This window comes from Chloroflexus sp. MS-CIW-1 (assembly GCF_030444705.1).
In the GTDB taxonomy this organism is placed as follows: Bacteria; Chloroflexota; Chloroflexia; order Chloroflexales; family Chloroflexaceae; genus Chloroflexus.
Genome location: NZ_JAUBWR010000001.1, coordinates 527527 through 551602 on the forward strand (window position 1 = coordinate 527527; position 24076 = coordinate 551602).

A 24076-nucleotide genomic window follows, 5' to 3' on the forward strand; every position below is an offset into this window, starting at 1 on the left:
GGCAACCACTGGTCGCCATTTACTCTTATGCCGATAGCCGGTTCTACAGACGGCCATAGTGAGCGAAAGCACGATTAGCTTCCGCCATCCGATGAACATCTTCTTTACGCTTGATAGTAGCACCAGTATTATTATAAGCGTCGATCAATTCAGCCGCGAGGCGCTCGACCATTGGCTTACCGGTACGAGCACGGGCCGACATGATAAGCCAGCGCATTGCCAGCGAATGACGACGATCACTCTTAACTTCTACTGGTACCTGATACGTCGCACCACCAACCCGTTTCGGCTTAACCTCGATTGAAGGACTGGCGTTGCGAATTGCTTGCTCAAAAATCTCCATCTGCGGCTTCTTGAGTCGTGCCGCAGCCAGATCAAGTGCCTGATACACGATTCGCTCGGCAAGACTCTTCTTGCCGCGCTCCATCACCTTATTAATAAATTTTTGTACGAGAACGCTATTGTAGCGCGCATCAGGTGGAATTGGTCGCCGCTCAACATTGCCACGACGGGGCATAACGCACCTCTTCTACTTCTTACCGCCCTTACCGGCAGCAGCACCTTTACCGACCGGCTGATTCTTCTTGGTACCATACTTGCTGCGACCCTGCTTGCGCCCACTGACGCCCTGGGTGTCAAGGGTACCACGGACGATATGGTAACGCACGCCGGGCAAGTCTTTCACACGACCACCGCGAATCAGAACCACTGAGTGTTCTTGCAAATTATGACCTTCACCAGGGATGTATGCCGTCACCTCAAGGCCGTTGGAGAGCCGCACGCGGGCGATCTTGCGCAGCGCCGAGTTTGGCTTCTTCGGCGTCATTGTCGTCACCTTTGTGCAGACGCCGCGCTTTTGTGGTGATCCGCGGCCGCGAGTCAGCTTCCCCTTCAGCGAGTTGTAGGTGAAGCGCAGGGCCGGGGCTTTCGTCTTCTTCACCACCGGCTTGCGCGGCTTCCGAACAAGTTGGTTAATGGTCGGCATGTAATGCTCTCCTTCAAACCGGCCTATGCTAATTAACCGCTTATAGACAAAATAATAACTGGCCCAAAGATCTGGTCGCAGTATGCCACTGCGCCTTAGAAGTGGGCCGCATGGCGCACAAAGCTGTTGCTGCGTATTTCTTCGCAGCAGTTACGCAGTATAACATTGGCTTCGGGCTTTGTCAAACCCGATGGCCACGACGGAACGAGAACTCGTTACTGTTACGACAATCCAATATCAAAACCAGCTTCGAGATCACGTCGTGAATAACGGCGGAAAGCCAAAACTGTCGTGGTGTGCCGCACACCATCGATGCGAGCAATCCCACCTGGTACGGCATCGTCAAGTGATTCGTAGGCATTCACGCGCAGAACGGCAATGATGTCGTAGTCGCCCGTAACCGAATATACTTCGGCAACGTTAGGTAGCTCGGCAATTTCCTGGGCTATGTCGCTGATCCGTCGTGGTTCGCAGGTAATAAATACGAAGGCAGTGACCATAAGCACACTCCTATGCTTCCCAAAGGGCTGATACGGCAATGATACCAGATTCTGTCTCTAAGCAGAAAAAGGCATTGATCGCGACCCAAGCGTCTTGCTCTTCCAACGGTTGCCCGCTGCTATTCTCCCCTGGTCACATTCCCGCCTGCCCGTCATCAGAATGGCTCCAGTGGACGCACTCGCCAGAGCATCGGGGTAAGCCAGTACCATATGGTGTTGGCGAGTACGAGCAGACCTACCCCGATGATGGCAAGCCGTTCGATCTTTCCCCGATGCCAGAGTGCATCGCAAGCCGCTGCACTTCCCACGGCAATGACCCAACCGAGTGCCATCAGGTAGCGTGGACTATTGGAGATTTGGGTGATGAAGGGGAGGGTGGCGAAGACGAGAGCTACACCGAAACTGAGAACCATGAGTATCAACGTTATGTGCCAGCCTTGCTGACGTTGCAGTAACCAGAGACCACCCAGTGCAAGTGGAATTGGGAAGAAACCGTAGTGTGCAATCAGGCCGGCTTGCCAGAGTGTTTGCCAAAGCCTTTCCCGACTGATCGGTGCTCGTCCGGCAACGGCAGTTAGGCCACCAGTTCGAGCTGTTTCAAGTTGTGAGAAAAACATTGGCACATACGAACTGTAGAAAAAGAGGATCGCAAACGTGGCCCCAACAACGATTGCAACGGTGAAGGGGAGACAAACCCGGCGTGCCCAAGCCACTCCTGTGCGATGGGCAATCCAAACAATCGCGAGCAACAATCCTAAGAGGGTACCACTACTTATCAGGAAGCCGAAGTGGCCAAGGAACACCATCGCGCTGATGGTGGCCAGCCCGAAAACCCATTCCCAGTAGTATTGATCGACTTGCCAGTCTTCCCATGCCCTGATGATCGCCCAAACTAAGAGTAGGTAGAGGCTTTGCGTAATGATGTGTGTATCGAACGACCACCATGTGGTCAGGTAGGTAGCAGCGGTAAACACATAGATTGCCGCAGCCAGTACTGCCGGTCGCGGTGGCAGAACGCGGCGAGCAATGACGTAGATGAGCAACGGGCTAAGACTATCGGCCAACGCAGCACCGATCTGCAAGAGTAGAGACTTTTCGATGCCCAATACGCGCAGTGGTGCGAGGAGTAAGTATGGCCCCGGCGGATAGGGAAAATCAATTCCGCGATTCTCTGAAACAATCGTGATCAGTCCACCGAGTGCTTCGTGAAAGCGGTTGGTGTGAAAGCCAATATCACCCGGCATGCTGGTCGGGTAGAAGCGCCCACCGATGCGGGTAGCAAAGGCAATGGCAACGATAGCGCTCAGTGGAGACCTGACATGATGATCGATTGGCAACCGCTGTAGACCAAACTGCACTGCCAGAGTAAGAACATAGGTAAGTGCCAATGCCGCCACTACGGCTTCGGCGCCAAATGCCCACCGTACTGGATCGAGGATGATAGCCAGACTTATTGCTATCAGCCCGATCAACAAGCCCCAGCCAGCCCATTTATGGATAGTACGGAAAAGGATGAGCCAACCGAGGATGACTGCTCCGATCCATCCCATAAGCGGAGATACTGCTGGCCAAACCCAGCCGCCAGGGATAGTAGCAATAACGATCCGTTCAAGTGGAAGACCGAGCTGACGAGGGTCTTGAGCTGGTTGAAAGACACTACTGACAAGCCGGATACGCAAGTGCCCATCCGCCGTCGCCGGTAAGACGAACCATTGTCGGCTACCGCTGTACCAGACCGGAGATTCGGTTAGCAGGCGATCATCAACCCACACCTGGTAGCTATCTGACACCTGCGGGCGAATAGGTTCACCGATCGGGAGCCAGCGTAATTCGATCAGAGCTGGCCGGACACCCAGAGCAGGTAAGAAGATTTTAGAGTCGCCGCCAGTCCAGCGAAACCGTCCATATACACTTTCTTCAGGGGTGTTGAAATCGTTCAGGAAGGGGAGATCGGTATGACCGATACCCTCTTCATAACCAACATCAATGACGTATTGATAGGAAAACTGGGCAGAGAGGGTGGCAATAGCAACAAGAAACCCTACCGCTATCCAGAGGATCGGTACACGGAGTGCACGCCATTCGAGTTGCAGCCAGTTGTGGATCGAAGTAAACAGCGTTTGCATGCTGGTATCAGATTTCTGCACAACAAGAACGTCATAGCAGCATTCCGTATCTACAGTAGCGCATGTAGCCGATTGTAGTGCAAGTAATCATTTTATACGCGGGTAAACACACAGATCGGGCATCATAGCCACCTTGTCTGCGTCGACTCATCCTATGTTGGCAGTATCAAGATGCTTCTGCTTTCAAAACGGGAGAAAAAGGAAGAGTTGCACCAGATAACTGGCGGGAAAGATTGGTCTCACTCTCATAAAGTGAGGAACGTGCGAACACGGATAAGGGGCGGGTATGATACCCGCCCCTCCTGTGAAACAAACTAGAATGTTGGGTGATCTGCATCTTCCTGGTCAGCCTCGTCTTGATCATTGTCACCGGACAGCAACTCTTCAAGCCGTGCCCGCAACAAAGCATCGGTTTCGCTTTCCGGTGTTGTCTTACCGTTTGGTGTTGGCAGAGTAGCCGCACGCTGGCTTTCTGCCTGAGCCGCTTCTGCGCGTTGCGCCTCTTCGAGCATACGGGCCATTTCGCTGATCAGATCCTCGTGGGGGCGTTCAAGCCGCTTCTCGATACCGGTACCGGCTGGGATCAGTTTACCGATAACGACATTCTCTTTCAGCCCACGCAGGTAATCAACCTTCCCTTGAATGGCAGCATCGGTCAAAACCCGTGTCGTCTCTTGGAATGAGGCAGCGGCCAGGAAACTATCGGTATTGAGTGACGCCTTCGTAATACCGAGCAACACGGTAGAAGCGGTTGCCGGATCACCACCTTGACTGACAATATCGTTGTTAAGACGGCGGAATTCACCGCTGTCAATCAGCTCACCCGGTAAGAGACCGGTGTCACCCGGATCCTCAATCCGCACCCGACGCAGCATCTGACGCACAATGACTTCGATGTGCTTGTCATTGATGTTCACACCCTGCGAGCGGTAAACCTTCTGGGCTTCATTGACCAGATAGCGCTGCACAGCTTCACGGCCTTGCAGCTCGAGCAATTCTTGAGGGTTTGCGCTGCCATCGGTCAATTGCTGACCGGCCATCACCCGCTCACCGTTTTCAATTCTGATACGAGCGTTGTGAGGCACAACCAGCTCGCGCTCCTGGCGATCTTCCTGGCTAACGATAATCCGGTCACCCTGAATGAACGCTTTCCCGGTCAGGCGTGTCACAATCTGAGCACCACCTGGCCCTTCAGCGATCACCTGTCCTTCGTAGACATCGCTCTCGTTGCTGATCGTTGGGCTAAAGCCACGACCCAACGGATATTCATCCGTGTAGACATCGGTTGAGACGATCCGAATGGTGCGAACTCCTTCTTCATCGCGGATAATCTGAGCCACGCCATCAATTTCGGCCAGCAGGGCTTTCCCTTTCGGCACCCGCGCCTCAAAAATTTCCTGGACACGGGGCAAACCCTGGGTAATGTCATCGGCTGAAGCGACACCCCCGGTGTGGAAGGTTCGCAGCGTAAGCTGGGTACCTGGTTCACCAATCGACTGCGCCGCGATGATGCCAACGGCCTCACCGATTTCAACCAGTTTCCCGGTAGCCAGGTTACGACCATAGCAGAGCCGACACAGCCCATGTTCCGCCTGGCAACTCAACGGTGAGCGCACAAAGACCGACTCTTGACCACTGGCGATAATAGTAGCGGCCAATTCCTCATCAATTTCGGTATTGCGGTCGGCAATAAGCTCACCTGTCTCTTTGTGATAGATTGGCGCAGCCAGGATACGACCCAACATACGTACCTGGAGCTTCTCCATCAGCTCGCCATCATCAGCGCTATGGAGCCACAGGCCTTCTTCGGTACCGCAATCCTCGATGGTGATGATCACATCCTGCGCTACATCAACCAAGCGGCGGGTCAGATAACCGGCATCGGCAGTACGAAGCGCTGTGTCGGCCAGACCCTTCCGGCCACCGTGGGTTGAAACGAAGTAGTCGAGCACCGAGAGACCTTCACGGAAGTTCGCTTTAATCGGCAGCTCGATAATCCGACCGGTAGGATCAGACATCAAACCACGCATACCGGCCATTTGTGAAATCTGGTTGATGTTACCACGTGCACCAGAGGTAGACATCATTGCCACCGGCCCAAAGGGGTTCAGATTTTCTTTGACTGCGTTAATAGTCTGCTTGGTGGCTTCCTGCCAGATTCGCACGATTTCCTGGTAGCGTTCTTCTTCGGTAATCAGACCACGGCGGAACTGCTTTTCGACATCGGCTACCAGTTGCTCGGCTTCACGGACAATATCGTACTTCTTGGCCGGCACTTCGATGTCATCGATAGCGATAGTCATACCACCCAACGTCGCATAGCGGAAGCCAAGGGCCTTGATCCGGTCAGCCTGTTGGGCCGTCATTTCAGAACCATAGATACGAGCCAGTTCCTGAACGTGCTTATTACCGTGCGAGGCACGGACTTCATTGAGCTGGGATTCGTTCAGGTTACGCAAGTTCGTGTAGTACTGATAGCAATCGGCAATGATCTCTTTAAGACCTTTCTTATCGATCAAGCGATTGCGGAAACGGAGCGGCGGTTGCAGCTCGTTGTTGAGCAAGATACGCCCAATTGTCGTTTCAATCAAGATACGCGGAGTGCCATCAGCGGCTGGTGGCAGTTCGCGTACCGGACGGTCGCTTTTGCCAGAGATCGTACCATTCATTCGTACCCAGATCGGGGCCTGGATATCGATTAGGTGCTTCTCGTAGGCCAGCATTGCCTCATCGATAGAAGTAAAGCGCTTGCCCGACCCTTTTGCACCGTCGCGAACCATCGTCAGATAATAACAACCCAACACGATGTCTTGCGAGGGAGTAATAATCGGTTCGCCGTGGGCAGGACTGAGCAAATTATATTTGCTCAGCATACGGGTTCGCGCTTCCTCCTGCGCCTTCCGCGAGAGTGGTACGTGCACCGCCATCTGGTCACCGTCGAAGTCGGCGTTAAACGCGGCACAAACGAGTGGATGAAGTTGAATTGCCGAGCCTTCGATCAATTTCGCCTCAAACGCCTGAATCGAGAGACGGTGCAACGAAGGCGCCCGGTTGAGCAAGACGAGATAGTCTTTAATCACCTCTTCGAGCGCATCCCAGACTTCAGGGCGAACACGCTCAACGGCGCGTTTGGCATTCTTGATGTTGTGGGCAACACCGCGTTCGACGAGGCGACGCATCACAAAGGGCTTAAACAGCTCAAGGGCCATCTTCTTGGGCAAACCACACTGATGCAGTTGCAGATTTGGCCCGACCACAATGACCGAGCGACCAGAGTAATCGACGCGCTTGCCGAGCAGATTCTGGCGGAAGCGGCCCTGCTTCCCCTTGAGCATATCACTCAGGCTCTTGAGGCGGTGCTTGCCTTTGCCGCTCACTGCTCGACCGCGACGGCCATTATCGATCAGCGCATCAACTGCTTCTTGCAGCATGCGCTTCTCGTTGCGCACAATGATTTCCGGTGCATTGAGTTCAATCAGCCGCTTTAGCCGGTTATTGCGGTTAATGACACGGCGATAAAGATCGTTCAGATCGCTTGTCGCGAAACGGCCACCGTCGAGCTGCACCATTGGGCGCAGATCGGGAGGGATCACCGGCAGCACGGTAAGGATCATCCATTCAGGGCGATTGCCACTTTTACGGAACGCTTCGACGACGCGCAAGCGCTTGGTCGCCTTCTTGCGTCGCTGACCCTGTGAGGATTGAATTTCGGCCTGTAACTCTTCGGCCAGCTTATCGAGGTTGACGGTCTTCTCGATCAACTCTCGAATCGCACCTGCGCCCATATCAGCGCGGAAGACGCCAGGAGCGATCTCGCGCAACTGACGGTATTCGGTTTCATTGATAATACGGCCAACCTTGAGGTTATTGAGCTGTTCGAGCTTTTCTTTCTCCTCGCGCATCAGATTATCGAGTTCGCGCTGGAGACGCTCTTGCAGTCGCTCTTGCTCTTGAGTAGCCTCATACGCCTTGCGCTCGCGTTCGGCGTCGGTGAGCATCTCAGCATCGGCCAGATCACGACGGCGGCGCTCTTCGAGGACATCAAGCTCTTGCTCGACCAATTCATCGAGCTGATCAAGCGTGCGCTCGTTGATGAGTTCACCCTCTTCAACAATCGTCACGCCACGGAAGATAATATCTTCGTCGGCCAGCGTGCCACTCAGCTCCTCCAAACGCTCACGCAGTTGTTCAGCTTCGCTGGCAACCTCATCACGAAGACGGTGATATTCCTCTTCGATCTGGCGCTGTGCGCTGCGTTGCGCCGTTTCCATACCGCCGAGGTCTTGCGTCAGTTGAGTGCTCAACTCGATCCGTTTTTCTTCAGCCTGTTTCTGAATCTTCTGGCGGCGAGCAGCGTACTCCTCTTGGATCATCTCACGAGCGACCTGTAGCATATCTTCTTTTACCTCGACAATAATGTACGAGGCAAAGTAGAGCACACGCTCCAGATTTCGCGGTGAGATGTCGAGCAAGAGACCGAGCCGGGATGGCGTACCCTTTACGAACCAAATGTGGCTGACGGGTGAAGCCAGCGTGATATGCCCCATCCGTTCACGGCGCACCTTGGAACGAGTGACTTCGACACCACATTTATCGCAGACGACACCTTTGTAGCGTACACGTTTGTATTTACCGCAGAAGCATTCCCAGTCCTTGGTTGGACCAAAGATACGTTCGCAGAACAGACCATCACGCTCGGGTTTAAGCGTGCGATAGTTAATCGTCTCAGGCTTCGTAACTTCCCCGTGCGACCACGATAAAATATCTTGGGGTGAGGCGAGACTAATCCGTATAGCGTTGAAGTCGTTAATTTCCAACATGTGGGCTTACTCCTGTAGCGGGAGAATATCACCAATCTCCAGCATGTACTATCAGCCACAACAGTGCTCGTATGAGCGAAGGTCCGTTTCATCTATCTGGCAGGCAGTGCTACCCATCAGACAGACGCCTCAGATTAGGGAAGAAAGCGACTCTGATACTGTCGTTACCAACAACTTTCCCCTCAACCTGCATAGCGACGAGAAGAACCGCCGTGTATGACGAGGCGAGTAGTGCGTATCTGAACATTCTCCTCAGATCAGGGCAACGTCACAAACGGACCACAACCCTCATCACAGTCCATACCTCTTCCGCTACCAACATACGCGGAAGAGGTATAACATTCAGAAACACGCTCAGAACTCACCACGTTCCATACCGCTCAGGTTAATACCCTCCAGGGCACCGATGTCGCTGTCGAAATCATCACTCAGCTCAACCGGCTTCTCATCGGCACTCAACACTTCGACACTGAGACCAAGGCTCTGCAATTCCTTAATCAGCACCTTGAAGCTCTCGGGCACACCGGCTTCCTGGATCGGTTCACCCTTCACGATAGCCTCGTAAGTCTTGACGCGACCAACCACATCGTCTGATTTCACGGTCAGCATCTCTTGCAACGTGTAGGCAGCACCGTAGGCTTCAAGTGCCCAGACTTCCATCTCACCGAAGCGCTGACCACCAAACTGCGCCTTACCGCCGAGGGGCTGTTGGGTCACCAGACTGTAAGGGCCGGTTGAGCGTGCGTGAATCTTATCTTCGACGAGGTGAGCAAGCTTGAGCATATACGCATAGCCCACCGTCACCGGATTATCGAATTTCTCGCCGGTACGGCCATCGTAGAGCGTAATCTTGCCATCGGCCGGCAGACCCGCCTGTACCAACAGCTCTTTGATCTGATCCTCACGAGCGCCATCGAACACAGGCGTAGCCACGCGGAAGCCGAGACGGGCCGCAGCCCAGCCCAGGTGTGTTTCCAGAATCTGCCCAATGTTCATACGCGACGGCACACCGATGGGGTTCAGAATAATATCTACTGGGCGGCCATCGGGTAGGAACGGCATATCTTCAATTGGCAGGACCCGTGACACCACACCCTTATTTCCGTGGCGACCGGCCATTTTGTCGCCAGCGCTGATCTTTCGCTTCTGACACAGCAAGACTCGCACCGTCTGGTTCACACCAACCGGCAATTCAGCACCTTCACTGCGCGAGAAGACTTTGACATCGATCACCTTCCCGCGCACGCCGTTTGGTACGCGCAGCGAGCTATCTTTGACTTCACGAGCCTTCTCACCAAAGATTGCCCGCAGCAAGCGCTCTTCAGCGGTGAGATCGGTTTCGCCTTTCGGTGTAATCTTGCCAACCAAAATATCATTTGGCTGCACTTCAGCGCCGATATAGATGATACCGCGCTCATCAAGATTCCGCAGGCTCTCTTGACCGACGTTGGGAATATCGCGGGTAATCTCTTCAGGGCCGAGTTTGGTATCGCGAGCTTCCACCTCGTACTTCTCGATGTGGATTGAGGTAAAGATATCTTCGCGTACCAACCGTTCACTGACAAGGATGGCGTCCTCGAAGTTACCGCCTTCCCACGGCATATAGGCCACCAAAACATTCTGACCAAGGGCCAGTTCACCTTGATCGGTACTTGAGCTATCGGCAATCACCTCACCAGCCTTGACCCGCTGACCACGAACCACTGCCGGACGCTGATTGATGCAGGTATCCTGGTTACTGCGCATAAACTTGCGCAGACGGTATTCAGTACGATTCCCGTCATCTTCCTCAATCACGATTCGGTCGCTGGTGGCACTGACCACCACGCCATCACGACGGGCGACAACCACCTGACCACTATCGCGAGCAGCGCGGTATTCCATACCGGTACCGACGATGGGCGCATCGGGGCGCAGTAATGGCACCGCTTGCCGTTGCATGTTCGATCCCATCAGCGCACGGTTCGCATCATCGTGCTCGAGGAAGGGGATCAACGACGTAGAGACACTCACCACCTGCTTGGGTGACACGTCCATGTAATCAACCCGTTCCACCCGTTCGGTGACGAAATCTTCGCCGAAGCGACACGAGACAGTCGTTTCAAGGAAGCGGTTATGCTGATCGAGTGGAGCGTTTGCCTGCACAATAACGAAGCGATCTTCCTCATCAGCACTGAGGTAATCGACCTCTTGCGAGACGACCGGACGAATCTTGATATGCCTGATCGGCAATTCGACAATCCGTTCGGCCAGCGCACGATTAATCTCGGTACCAGCTTCAGCGATCAGCTCATCGGTATTGGGATCAACGATGTCTTCACGCAGGATCTGACCACGCAGGAGACCAATAGTGATCTGGCGGGCAATCTGATCATCTACCCTTGTCCCTTTGGCGGCAATCAGATCGCCGGTACGCAAATCACGCACGTCGCGCAGCAGGATGCCCTTTTCCTTCCAGACATGGGCGTTATCAATGCTGTTATACACCTTGCGATAAGGTGTTTCGAGAAAGCCCATCTCATTGACACGGGCAAAGGTTGACATCGTACCGATCAGACCGATGTTCGGCCCTTCTGGAGTCTCGACTGGGCAGATACGCCCGTAGTGCGAGTGGTGTACGTCACGCACTTCAAAACCGGCCCGGTCACGCGAAAGACCACCAGGACCAAGGGCAGAAAGCCGGCGCTTATTGGTCAGCTCAGCCAGTGGATTGGTCTGATCCATAAACTGGCTCAACTGCGAACCACCAAAAAACTCGCGCATGGCGGCGACAACCGGTCGAATATTGATTAAGCCATTGGGAGTAGCACTAGCCGGGTCTTGGAGCGACATCCGCTCTTTCACCACCCGCTCGAGACGGAGCAAACCAACCCGGAACTGCTGTTGAATCAGCTCGCCGACGGTGCGTACCCGTCGGTTACCGAGATGGTCAATATCATCGGGACGCCCGTGACCATTATTGAGCAAAATAAGCTGCTCAACAATGCGGAAGATGTCACGCGGCAGCAACACCCGCACACTGAGGTCGGGAGCTTTTGCGTTGTCGCGACGGGCATCACGTTCCCAGAGATTCTTATTCAGCTTGTAGCGTCCAACCTTCGCCAGATCATAGCGGCGTGGATTGAACAGCAGCGACTCAATCAGCGAACGAGCATTCTCTAGCGTTGGCGGATCACCAGGACGGAGCCGCTTATACAGTTCCAGCAATGCCTCTTTGGCATTCCGCGAAGGGTCTTTATCGAGGGTCGCATGGATATACTGATGTTCGAGCACCGTATCGACATGGCGGAACAACTCGATAATCTGGTCATTATGACCATACTTGTCGAGTTCGTTATCCGGCACCCAGCGCCCCTGACCATTCTCTTCGGCCTGCCAGGCCATAATCGCACGCAGCAGAATCGTCACCGGAATCTTGCGCTTGCGATCAACCTTCACGCTGATAACATCGCGCTTATTCGTCTCGAATTCAAGCCAGGCGCCACGATTAGGGATCAGTTTCGCCGTATGGAGTGCCCGCCCACTGGTAGGGTCTTTCTCATCTTTGAAATAGACACCAGGAGAGCGGATCAACTGTGAGACCACCACCCGTTCGGCACCATTGTACACAAAGGTACCGTTATCAGTCATCATCGGGAAATCGCCGAGAAAGATTTCGGACTCCTTGATTTCACCGGTGGTCAGGATACGCAATTCAACCTTCACGCGCAGCGGAGCGGCGTAGGTCAAATCGCGCTCACGGCACTCGAATTCATCGTAGCGCGGCTCACCAAACGTATAGTCACGGAAGTGGAGTTCAAGGTTTTTTCCGGTAAAATCGGTAATGGGCGAAATCTCATCAAAGAGTTCGCGCAGCCCCTCCCGCTTGAACCATTCAAAACTCTTGAGCTGAGTTTCAATCAGTAATGGCAGATCGATGGCATCTTTAATGCGGGCGAACGAGCGACGCTCAATCCGGCGCGACCGACGCCCATCGGCGCCCGGGTCGATCGGGGCGATCAACGGCTGAAGAACCACGCTCTCAATCAACGGGGGCATACGCACCTCTCTCTGTATAACGCTTACGGTTCAGCACACGGTGTTGCGTTCGACGTTGCAAAAAACATAAATAGCCAACCTGCGGCACTACCCATCAGCGGGCCGCAGGTGGACTGCTCCGGCACATCGTTTGTTTTAAAATTGTATTGCCCCACACGGGGACGTCCTACCATTCACACTGCTTACGTCGTGCGCATAATATAGATCGCGAATAATGATGATACCACAACTATGGAAGAAGAGCAAGGGGTTTTTGCCAGTTTCATGAAAAGAGATACATGAGAGTGGGTAGTGAGCCGGCCTTCGTCCCCCGTCCTTACCACTGGTGAGAAAGAGGCTGGGGTAAGGTGAGAGAGCTTCTCCGCGTGCATCTCGGTGCGCAACGGGGAAACGGGTTCTGGTCATAGCCTTTCATCTCATCGCAACAGGAAGCTGCGCACCTCCACAGATACGGAAGACGGATTGGGAATCTCGATGAGGGTACGACGTTCTATCGAGTACAAACCGGTAATAGAAATATTCTTGTGTGTCATCCTCGATGAAGTGTAGAGGACTGTACTCTCGACTGATCAGGAGTACATCGCAAACGCTCTGCTACACGTCGATCCGGCTTCAGCGAGTCTGAGCAAATGTAACCTTTTTCCCATATTCAACGTATTGATAGCGTGCTACAATTCGACTGTGCTTGCATATCACCAGGGGAAACTGCTCTATGACAGCTCGGATCGTTGCCGTCAGTGGCCCACTCAGCGGTCGAATCTTTCCACTAGGCAATACACCGATCACCTTTGGCCGCTCACCAGACAATACTATCGTCATTACCAGTCAGCGTGCTTCGCGTCGGCATGCCGAGATCAGACGTGAAGGTGGGGTCTATCTCTTAATCGATTTGGGAAGTTCTAACGGTACCGTTTTGAACGGCCAACTCATTCAGCGTCAGATATTACGACCTGGTGATACTTTCGTTATTGGCGACGAAATATTCCGGTTTGAAGAGCCTGCCGGTGCCACGCTCGATCCAACGTTACCGGTTGGTTCAACACCAGCCGCCCCCGGCTGGTCGGCGCAACCATCGCCTGCACCGGCAGACGGCGGATTTCGCCTACCGCCTGTTCCGCCAGCTCCAGCACAGCCCAAACCACGACGTTTCCCGATCTGGCTGTTGATCGGTGGACTGTTTACCTGCATCATCCTGGCCGGAGCTGTCACCGGCAGCGTGATGCTGCTGAATCGGAGCGGTATCATTGCCGGTGGGAGCAACAATAGCAATAACAGCGGTGAAGGAAGTGGCATCTCTCCCTCGCCAACCACACCTCCACCAGCCATTCCTACCCGCGAGTTACCTGCAAATGCTGCCGATTGGACAATCCTGGTTTACCTGGACGGTGACAATAATCTGGAGGCAGATGCGCTCGACGACTTTCTCGAAATGGCCCGCGTCGGTTCAACCGAACGGGTACACATTGTTGTGCAACTGGATCGAATCCGATCGCCGGAAACCTGGGATGACGAGCGTTACGATAATTGGGAGGGAACGCTGCGCTTCCGGGTTGAGGCAGGTATGGAACCAACGCCGGATCATGCAGTTGCCGATCTAGGTGAGACCAACATGGGTGATCCGGCAACGTTAACCGAGTTCCTAAGCTGGGGCATCGAGACCTATCCAGCACGTCGCTACGCCATTATTCTCTGGGATCACGGTGCTTCGTGGTTAGGAATTGCCAGTGATGATACTGACAACGATGTGCTCAATTTGCCCGAAATCAGCTCAGCCTTCCAGAATGCTCTGAGTCGTACTCAGATCGGAGGGTTTGAACTGATCGGATTTGATGCCTGTCTGATGGCACAGATCGATGTCTTACAAACCATTGCCCCATACGGACAAGTTGCAGTGGCATCGGCCGAACTAGAACCGAACAGTGGTTGGGCATGGGATGCGTGGCTCGAACAACTGGTTGCCAATCCTGATCAGGATGGCTTCGCGATTGCACCAGTTATTGTCCAAACATATATGGATTCGTTTAGGGGTAGCAGAGCAGACGAAGTCACATTGTCGGCATTCGACTTGACACAAGTCAACAATATCGTGAATGGCATTAACACACTGGCGCAAACACTACAGCGTGAAGTGCAGCAGAGCTACAATGCGATTGGGCAGGCCCGTTCGTTCACCAACGTGTACGCACCGGCCTACTCAGAAGATTTCAATGCCATCGATCTGCCCCATTTTCTGACCCTCCTCCCCCAACAACGCGCTAGTAGCACGATAGTAGATCGAGCCAACCAATTACTACAAACCATTGAACAGGCGCGTATTGCGCACGGAGCAGGCAAGTATCATCGGGAAAGTGGTGGCCTCTCGATTTACTTCCCGCAACTGGCCGAACTCTATGCCGAGATGTACGAACGGGCTTCACCATTACCACGAGCGACAGCGTGGGAAGAATTTCTGCGCGCTTACCATCAAGCCGGTAGTGTCGCCGTGCAGCGCCCAACCATCAGCAATCTGGTCATCAACCGTGAGGTAGTGAGTGTCAATACACCGGCTCATTTGACCGGCACCGTTGCTGGCAGCGATATTGCTTACGTCTTTCAATTCATCGGCATTCCTAATGATCGGCGCGATACCGTTGATCTGATCCAGGTCGATTTCATCTACCCACCAGGAACTATTCCCGGCAATCAGGTACCAAACTGGGATGCTGGTGAGTATAATTTACGACTGAGCTGGGATGCAACAAGCTGGTACCTGAACAATGGGAAGGACTCGATTGAGGTGTTGCTTGGACCGATCAAGTATGGCTCTGAATTCTACGGTGTTGAAGGTATCTACACCTCAACAGCGACTGGAGAGAAGATCAATGCCGGTTTGATCTTTTCGATCCAGGGCAGTGAAGCACAGCTTGTACGAATCTGGGGCTTCCCCCGCAGCGCCGGTAAACAGGAACCGCAACCGTTTGAGCTAACACCACGCCCTGGCGATACCTTCACTGCCTACTACCGTTCGTACACTGACACCGGTAGTAAGCTAGAGGTTAATCGTTTCGAGGGCCAGACTATCACCTTTGGTGAAAAACCGCTCACAGCAGTACGTGCGCCTACACTCAACGGCAATTACGTGATGGGATTCCTGGTACGCGACATTTCCGGCAATTATCACTACGACTACGTTGATGTTTCAGTTAATAATGCCAACATAGCCACAAATCCCAGTACTGTGCTTGTACCACCCGGTGCCGCTCAGGCTGGTTTTCAGCGCTATGAAAGCAACCTGGGCTTTGCCATGGATTATCCACAATCCTGGCGTGCAACAGATACCGGCAACGATCGGATTATTTTCGCTCACCGTGCGATCGATGACGGTGTATACGTTGTGGTTGATGTCTACAAGTTCGTAGACGACGATCCAGCAACTGCTACCAGCATCCTGATGCGGGAATTGAAGCGCCTGGTCGAGCAAAATGGTGAACTGCGTGTCAATGAAACCGATTTCCGCATCTCTGGAATCGACGGACTTAAGATTGAGTATGTCTATCCAGATCAGCAGGGTACCAACAGCTATGTGGTTGCCATCGTGGCTACCAGCCCTACAACCGGATGGACATACCTGATCATGTTCGAAGCGCCAGAAAATAGTTTTGACAATCAACTTGATCTCTTTAACGCCATGCTCGCAAGCCTCGTTATCGGGTAGTAGAAAAACTACGCAGCGAGGAAGGAACGAACCGTGGGGGGGCAACAGCAACGGGAAATTGGCGCACAACTCGGAGCGGTAAAGACGATACCAGAAGTTGGTGCACTGAGGGCCTGTCTCCGAATGGGGGTTGCCGGAGGTTATACACCAGCAACGCTCATCCAACTGACCCAAACGTTAAGCTATGCAACATTGGCCGAAGGAGGATCGGTGTTGGTCGCTGGCGCCAAGGGTGGCCATTGGGCTGATCTGGTGCTGCAAGACATTGCATTGCCGATTCAGCGCAGCAACCTGGTTACCAACGGTACGGGAGTCGCACTGATTGGAATCGGCCCGCGCTACGGCTATGCCCTAGTTGCAATTCCGATGGAACCACTCGAACGCGATGCCGATTTGCAATTGTACGATGCTCAATGGAGTTGCGCACCCGAAGACCTGCTGGCAATTGGCGAGATACTTGATGGTGCTATTCCGATGATGCAACGTGCTGCGCTATTACGGTTGCAGCCACCACCAACCAGCCTGCTCTTGCACATTGCTAATCAGGCACTCGATTTCGCTGCTCGTCAGCACGTCACGCTCACGCTGGCAAATCGTTCGCTCACCGAGCGTCTCCGCAACCACGAAGATCAAACGAACATGATCGTCCACGACATGCGGGCGCCACTGCATACGTTGCTCATCAGTCTGAAGGCACTGCAACGGCAGGGGTTTGATCCAAATGCTCATCAGGAATTGCTGGGAGTTGCGCAGGAGAGCGCAACCTACCTGCTCAGCCTGGTCAACACCGTGCTCGATTCAGCACGGCTTGAAACCAGTAGCTGGTCATTACAGTTGCAACCTACGAATCTAGTCAACCTGATCAAAACCGTTTGCGATCCTCTTCGGCAACTGTCCCATATCGATCACCCACAGATACGGGTTGAAATACCCGCTGAGCTGCCTATTGTGCCCGTAGACGCTCATTTGATTGAACGGGTACTGACCAACCTGATTTCAAATGCGATGAAGTTTACCCCTGCAGGCGGTGAGGTACGAATAACCGCACAAGTAACAAACAACGGACACAGTGTTGAAATCCGGGTCAGCGATACTGGTCAAGGTATTCCTGCCGAAGCCCAGGCTCACATCTTTGAACGCTTTTACCAGGCCCGTGACCATGATCGTCGGCAAGGCACCGGTTTGGGTCTCTACTTTTGCCGGCTGGCTGTGGAGGCCCATGGTGGCAGTATCTCACTGGAGAGCGAAGTTGGACGAGGCAGTACCTTCATTGTCCAACTGCCTGTGCGTGTGTAGTAGAAGCATTACATTAATCCTGTATCCTGTACCACGTTCAGGTACCGATAGTATCGTAGACTGTTTGACAACCGTCGGCTTCCACCTGGAGAGATAAGGCATTGCCTCATTCGATGTGTGATTTCGTTAATAGGGGCACGGCGGCGCCGTGCCCCTACTGTAAATTACCAATTATCAATGCAGTGAAAGATCAGGCGAAGGTATTCCCTTCGCCTGCCTAATCCAGTTACAGGCGACATCGTTTTTGGGATGAACTTATTACGTACCACACGGCTCCCATTTCAGATGACCGACATATTTGTGAGACACGTTACCCCGGTCATCAAGAGCAAACAGATAGAGCCAACCGTTATCGAGGAGTTGCCGAACCTGCTCGTGCTTTGCGATGATTGCAGTCATTGCATCGATTGGCGCTTCAATCAACACGTGTAAACGGAGTGGTTCGTGCACATACTTCGCGCCATCGTGAACCGATTGCCACGGCAATCCCACCCGCAAATCACCTGAGTTGCCTTCTAAGACGCCGAGCGTTCCGACAACGTTGTGCAGCGTTTTGTTACCACTCCCGAAGACTCGATTATCAACTGTTGAACCATAATATTGGAGGTTGATCCAACTGGCAACAATCATAGGAGCTGTCATGATAAGCTCCAGGACGCTGAAATCGGTATCCTGCTGCCAGTTGTACGAATGGAGAAAGGCGCGTCCATCCAGCTTAATGCCCGCTGTATGATCGCGTGGTGCAACAATAAACGCGGCACATCCAGCCAATCCCCACTCTGGGCGCACCTGCGACCAATCTTTACTCCGATGGCGAACTAAATCATCAAGCTTGTTGTTGCGGTCGAGCTTGAGCAGTACCGATCGTTCAGCGCGGGCCAATCGTCCGGCTGCGGCCAGGTCGGCTTCCAGTCGTTTGAGGTCAGCAGCATGACTATTCGGGATGGTATGTTTATCGAAAATGACAACATCATCGGTCGTAGTATCGTGTAGACCAGCAACAAATATCGTGTCATCGGGAATGATAATCCCTTGCTCGCGCAATTTGACACGCACAGCCGGATCGTTCAAGATGCGCACTGCAACTCGCACATTAGCCTCACCAGTGTGCCCACCACACGCGCCACAATCGAGAGCGGTAGCATGCGGATTATTCACCGTCGTTGAACCGTGACCGGTCAGTAACACAATACGGGCGAAATTATCAGTCAATGACATTGCCTTGAGTGCACCCGCTGCTGCCGCCACCCGCTGCTCAATTGACATGCCGGTACTGCGACCGTCTATTATCCATGGATCAAGAGTGGGAGCCACGTGTGCACGAGTTCGCGCATCCAGGCCAAACTGTGCTGGATGAGGGACCGGTCGCGTGATCCCAAGTGTGTCTAGCAACAGTTTCCGCACATAGGCAAGACCAACCGGTCCAACGAAGCCGAAGCAGGAGACTGGACCAAACTTGAACATTCGCCAGGCCTTAGCAACCCGCTGATTCATTGCACGCTTCGCTACAATCGCTGCCACTTCCTGCTCTGGTTTGCCCTCAACAGTCTCGGCAATTACGAACTGTGGTGTTAGCAACACCGGACACTGCGCACCACCATGAACCTCTGCCAGAGGAACATACTCGATTGGAAAACCGAAAAATCCGGCAAAACCAATCGTTTCGATCTCACTGCTTACCGTTTCAAGTGCCCGTCGGAAGACCTCAGAACGTACATCGATACAGAATGCTGCTTGAACGCGCTTGCGTTGCCTTTGTTGGACAACAGTGGCAGTCTGTTTTGAACCGAGTTGAGTGAAGAGCTGACGCTGATACGATTTCTCGAAGGCCCGTTGAAGCAGAATGTCACCTGCCAGTGCACGCTGAACGTGTTCCGCCAGACGTACATCACTCAATTCCTGCTTTCGCTTATGCCATGCCTCTGCAAGGCCTTTCCCTGCCAGGCTTTTCCAAAGAGCAACTTCCCAAACAATTCGGATCGCCAGCAGATCGGTGAGCGTACTGTCTTCACCACCGTAGAGTTCGGCATTCCAGCGTAGATAACGGGCATAGCTGGCCCAGCCATGAATTGTCAGCAGGAGACGATGCAGATAGGCCTCCAATCCGTCATTGGGAATCTGTAATATGTTCACCGCTGCCACAATCGTCTCCAGGGCAGTCTCTGGGAATTCTTGCACCGTCTGCCGAAAACGGCGTAACCCTCTCACTTGAGGACTACGGTCGTGCATTGCCTCGGCCCGCCACGCTGCGTAAGCCGGTAATTGTGCCCACGGTGAGCGCCAGTAAGACTGACCAAGGTCGAAGTATGCGCCAGCCCAGGTAGAAATGGCATCAGTAACGACATCTGCCCAATTGATACCGGTTAGCGTAGAAGCGACATCAGCGACGGTCGGTAGTACTGGATATGTCGCTTCGGTGGTGTCACTGAATGCAAATGCCTTGAGTTCAGCGACACCTTTCGGCGCATGTCGTAATGAACTATGTTCCGCAATTGCCGTCGCCAGATCGGCATCGGTTATCCGCCCATCACTGATGAGCCGTGCATAGAAAGCACGTGGTGCGGTCATCCGTGCTCCCGCTCGACCAAGCAGAAGCTGCGCTGCGGTAGCGAACGGCACATCCGCCAGACCGAGGAACGGATTCACTGCTACAAAGTTCCGTAATGGCCATAAGGGTGCGATACGCTGTTCGGCCTGTTTTACCGCACAGATAATTCTGTCGCGGGAAACTGTAGGTATGGGTGTCACGACAACGGCCTGAGCACTGAACTGCGTTTCAAGTACACTCATTGGTATTGCCTCCGTGGGTTTACGAATTAGCGAGCTAGACGTACCATATCGATCAGACGATCAAACAGCGTGTTAGCGTAAAAGCCGTTCTTCAGATGTACGTAGAACGCACGCCAGGCAGGGCGATTCACCAGGGCCGGTAAATAGGAGCTGAGTATGATCACGATGGCGAATACAACCACTGCTGTCCATACTGAAATAAGCACAGGCGCATTCAGCGTTGGGTAAACGGCGACCGCTCTACCAAGCAGGGCTTCTGCCAGTACCTCAAGGATGAAGAACGCAACCGTCACCAACGCGGCCATCATTGTCGTGCGGCTGATAACGTACAACGGCGCCTTACCGGTGTTACCCTTTACCATCAGATAGGCAACGGCGAGCATAAAGATCGTGATCATCGCCGTTTCAGCCGGTCGCTTCGTAACGTCGATGCCCAGAGCTGTGGCAACGGCAAGAAAGATTGCTACCGTTAACGCACCATTGACGAGCAGCGCCAGCGGGTGGGGAACCTTATCGAGACGCTGTGCGCCCGTATTCCGAACGTATTCGATGATGCTCCCTGACGAGAGAAAGGCGTGAGCTTTGTAGCAAGAATGGGCAATGAGATGCATGATGGCCACAGTATGGGCGCCAAATCCGCACAGCATGATCATGAAGGCCATGTGGGCAGCGCTTGAGTAAGCCAACGAAACTTTCACACTGCTCTGAGTGATCATTGCCGATGAGGCAAAAATAGCAGTGAAGCCACCGATCGCAATTAACATCATGAGCGCCGGTGTTGAAAGAAACACCACCTCCCCAAAACGCACGACCAGGAAGATACCAGCGTTCAGCAGACCGGCGTGGAGCAGGGCTGATACCGGAGTAGGTGTCTCCATCACCTCCAACAACCAGCCATGGAAGGGGAACATCGCCGATTTCAGTGAAGCGGCAAAGACAATAAAGATCGCTGCTGTGGCCGCGCCATTCGGAATATTCCCACTTGCCAGAGCAGCGCTGGCTGCGTCGCGGATCGCACCAATATCGGTGGTGCCAAAATCGCGAAACAACAGCACAGCAGCAATGATCAAACAGAGATCACCAACACGGGCCACGATAAATTTTTTCCGTGCTGCACGGATTGCACGTGGACGTTCAGGATAAAACACGAGCAATTCATGGAGCGCGAGGCTGGTACCGATCCAGGCCAACACCAATTGCCAAAGGTTGCCGGCCAATATCATTAAGAGAACGGCGCCGATTGTCAGGTAAAGACGGAGAAAAAACACTTTCTGTCGTGGATCGCCATCAAGATAGTTGCGGCTAAACTGGATTAGTAAGGTACCCAGCAAGATCACCAGCCACGATAGTAAGACACTCAGCGCATCAAAACGTATCTGAAGACCGATCTCACCGCTACCAATGATCGGACTCACCATCGGCCCCGACGTAAAAACAACCATCCCAATGCCGAGGAACAGCAGAAACGAGCCGATACCGATGAGACGGCCAAGCTGAAAGGTCAAATCAACCGAATGCAGTACATTGCTTGCTGCCAGGAGAGCCACCGCTATCAGCAATAGCGAGGGAAGATACCCCAACAGCGCTCCAGTCTGAACCAGCTCACTACCCATACCCTTGTTTCCTCCTTCACAATGATTTCGATGTTTCAATAGTATCATGGGAGTACCTGTCAGAAAAATATATGTATCTTCAAAAAACATTCTTTTTAACAGAACAAATAAATCCAGCCCAATTGTTCGGCTTCCTGCATAGCGAAGGAAGAGCAACGCCGGACAAACAGCAGTCTACAGCGCCTGGAATGACCGGGGCTGTTCGACGTTTTCATCCCAACCGGCAGCGGTGAGGTAGAGAGAAAAGAGGAAATGCGGAGGGAGGAAAGAGGGAGATTAGGAGAAACCCCGCACTGCACTCCTCCGTTCTCTGCTCGAGAGCGAGAGGAGGGGCTGGCGGGAAGATAAGGGAGTCATTCTCTTCCCTGAGCAGAGGATGGGAGCTGGGAGAAAGGTATGGGAAAAGAGGAATTCCACGCTCGTTTCTTTTACAGATTGCACAAAACTATCTCATCTGGCATACTGAGAGCTATGGTCAACGGTAGGAAATACCGTAAGAACGGGAATGAACGCGAACAGGCATCTGTCTAGGAAACTCTGTAAGCGCCTATCCGAAAACTCGTCGTCACGTCACAACGGTGAAACCGGTTGATGAGTAAAACACGATGGTCGATCAGCCTGGTACCGATGGCGTCGCACAGTGAGGCAGAACAACGCTTTGCCACCACGAGGTAAACCCTGACCAAAGGACACAGCTCCACTGCGCCCCGACCGATATACGCCGACAGATGGAGAATGGTATCGTTGGGCACCACGAGCGCAACCCTAGGCTCGCATGACCTGTACCTATGAAGCCACATTACCGTAGAAGTGGTTCTCACACCACGCCCTTCCGCCAACAGGAGTTTCGGATCGACGCTACGTCTTCGTTCCGATGGAAAGAATTATGTTGAATTATCACCATCTTCGCTACTTCTGGATTGTCGCCCACGAAGGCAACCTGACACGTGCTGCACAGAAGTATAACATTGCCCAATCAGCCCTCTCAATGCAGATAAATGCCCTTGAAGAATTTCTCGGCCAACCCCTATTTGAACGGGTCGGTCGGCGACTCGTTTTAACTGAAGCCGGTCACATCGCGTTAGACTTTGCCGATGCGATCTTTGCTAAGGGTGAAGAGCTACTCGCTACATTTGGCCGACTTGCGGAGTCGCACCAAAAGACCTTGCGCGTTGGCGCCTTAGCGACTCTGTCGCGCAACTTTCAAGTAGGCTTTCTTCGTCCGTTGTTCGCCAATCCCGAGATCAAGGTCATCGTTCGTTCGGGAACCCTTGAAGAACTGCTCGGCAGTCTCAAGCTTTACGATCTAGATGTTGTTCTGGCAACCGGGATTCCTTTTAGTGATCAGACCACACCGTGGATTGTCCACGTCATCGACACACAACCGGTTGGTTTGATCGGACAACCGCATCCAAACCGTTACCGTCAAACCCTGGCAGAATTGTTACAAAGCGAGCCAATAATAGTTCCTTCGCCAGAATCGACGATACGAACTGGTTTTGATGCGTTCGTCCATCGCCTGAATATCCAACCAAAGATCGTCGCCGAGATTGATGACATGGCAATGTTACGTCTCGTAGTACGCGAACATCACGCTCTGGCGGTTATTCCACCAATCGTAGTGAAAGATGAGCTAGAGACCGGCATGGTGGTCGAATATGCCGAACTACCAGACCTTGTAGAAACCTTTTGCGCAATCACCCTGGCACGTCGGTTTCCCAATCCTCTGCTAAGCCTGGTGTTACCGAAGACCGCTGCTTCAGAACCGGGAAGCAGTGACCTTTCCTTACCAACATAAAGGAACATCTATGAAATACTGGCTCTTTTTACTCATCGCCATTCTCACCGAAGTCGTTGCTACTTCGGCGCTCAAAGCCAGCGCCGGTTTTACTCGCCTTTTACCCTCATTGATTGTCGTAATTGGCTATGCTATCTCGTTCTACGCAATGTCACTGGCTCTCGAAGCCATTCCGGTAGGTATCGCCTACGCAGTCTGGTCAGGGATCGGTATCGTCCTGATCACGGTTGCAGCCTGGATCCTCTACGGCCAACATCTCGATCTATGGGCAATGATTGGCATTGGTTTTATTATTGTCGGGGTCATCATTTTGAATCTTTTGTCAAAAGTTGAAGTCCGTTAATCATCAAAAATTCATTGATCACAACAATATAGAATGCTACAATATTGGCACCGAATAATCGTTTTCAGGCTGC

12 protein-coding genes are annotated in these 24076 nt (G+C 53.1%); 4 read left to right on the top strand and 8 right to left on the bottom strand.

Annotation, left to right across the window (positions count from 1 at the left end):
• Positions 1 to 43: 43 nt before the first annotated feature.
• From rpsG to QTO31_RS02175, 6 genes are all read right to left on the bottom strand, one after another.
• Positions 44 to 517 carry a 30S ribosomal protein S7 gene (gene rpsG, locus QTO31_RS02150; RefSeq protein ID WP_301427942.1) on the bottom strand — a complete coding sequence of 158 codons (474 nt, stop codon included), beginning with the start codon at positions 515 to 517 and terminating at the stop codon, positions 44 to 46.
• Positions 518 to 529: 12 nt separating this feature from the next.
• Positions 530 to 985 (bottom strand): 30S ribosomal protein S12, encoded by a 456-nt coding sequence (gene rpsL, locus QTO31_RS02155; RefSeq protein ID WP_031458221.1) that lies wholly within the window; start codon positions 983 to 985, stop codon positions 530 to 532.
• A gap of 221 nt (positions 986 to 1206) precedes the next feature.
• A complete protein-coding gene (locus tag QTO31_RS02160; protein ID WP_028457723.1) occupies positions 1207 to 1485 on the bottom strand; it encodes an Lrp/AsnC family transcriptional regulator in 279 nt (92 codons plus the stop codon).
• Between the two features lie 155 nt (positions 1486 to 1640).
• On the bottom strand, positions 1641 to 3611 hold the full coding sequence (locus QTO31_RS19380; protein WP_301427943.1) for a hypothetical protein: 1971 nt from the start codon (positions 3609 to 3611) through the stop codon (positions 1641 to 1643).
• Between the two features lie 314 nt (positions 3612 to 3925).
• Positions 3926 to 8431: a DNA-directed RNA polymerase subunit beta' gene (gene rpoC / locus QTO31_RS02170; RefSeq protein ID WP_301427944.1), complete on the bottom strand. Its 4506-nt coding sequence runs from the start codon at positions 8429 to 8431 to the stop codon at positions 3926 to 3928.
• A gap of 354 nt (positions 8432 to 8785) precedes the next feature.
• A complete protein-coding gene (locus QTO31_RS02175; RefSeq protein ID WP_301427945.1) occupies positions 8786 to 12469 on the bottom strand; it encodes a DNA-directed RNA polymerase subunit beta in 3684 nt (1227 codons plus the stop codon).
• Between the two features lie 712 nt (positions 12470 to 13181).
• On the opposite strand from QTO31_RS02175, the gene QTO31_RS02180 reads away from it, so the two are divergent.
• Both QTO31_RS02180 and QTO31_RS02185 read left to right on the top strand, forming a co-directional pair.
• Positions 13182 to 16163 (top strand): clostripain-related cysteine peptidase, encoded by a 2982-nt coding sequence (locus tag QTO31_RS02180; protein ID WP_301427946.1) that lies wholly within the window; start codon positions 13182 to 13184, stop codon positions 16161 to 16163.
• A gap of 33 nt (positions 16164 to 16196) precedes the next feature.
• On the top strand, positions 16197 to 17459 hold the full coding sequence (locus QTO31_RS02185) for a sensor histidine kinase (protein ID WP_301427947.1): 1263 nt from the start codon (positions 16197 to 16199) through the stop codon (positions 17457 to 17459).
• A 258-nt stretch (positions 17460 to 17717) separates the two neighbouring features.
• Here QTO31_RS02185 and QTO31_RS02190 read toward each other — a convergent pair whose 3' ends face one another.
• Positions 17718 to 20249: a YbcC family protein gene (locus tag QTO31_RS02190; RefSeq protein WP_301427948.1), complete on the bottom strand. Its 2532-nt coding sequence runs from the start codon at positions 20247 to 20249 to the stop codon at positions 17718 to 17720.
• Between the two features lie 26 nt (positions 20250 to 20275).
• Entirely contained in the window at positions 20276 to 21862 is a 1587-nt protein-coding gene (locus QTO31_RS02195; RefSeq protein ID WP_301427949.1) for a proton-conducting transporter membrane subunit, read from the bottom strand.
• An 886-nt stretch (positions 21863 to 22748) separates the two neighbouring features.
• On the opposite strand from QTO31_RS02195, the gene QTO31_RS02200 reads away from it, so the two are divergent.
• Together QTO31_RS02200 and QTO31_RS02205 are read left to right on the top strand one after the other, a co-directional pair.
• Entirely contained in the window at positions 22749 to 23660 is a 912-nt protein-coding gene (locus QTO31_RS02200) for a LysR family transcriptional regulator (RefSeq protein WP_031458213.1), read from the top strand.
• A 10-nt stretch (positions 23661 to 23670) separates the two neighbouring features.
• Positions 23671 to 24003 (top strand): DMT family transporter, encoded by a 333-nt coding sequence (locus tag QTO31_RS02205; RefSeq protein ID WP_301427950.1) that lies wholly within the window; start codon positions 23671 to 23673, stop codon positions 24001 to 24003.
• Positions 24004 to 24076 lie beyond the last annotated feature (73 nt).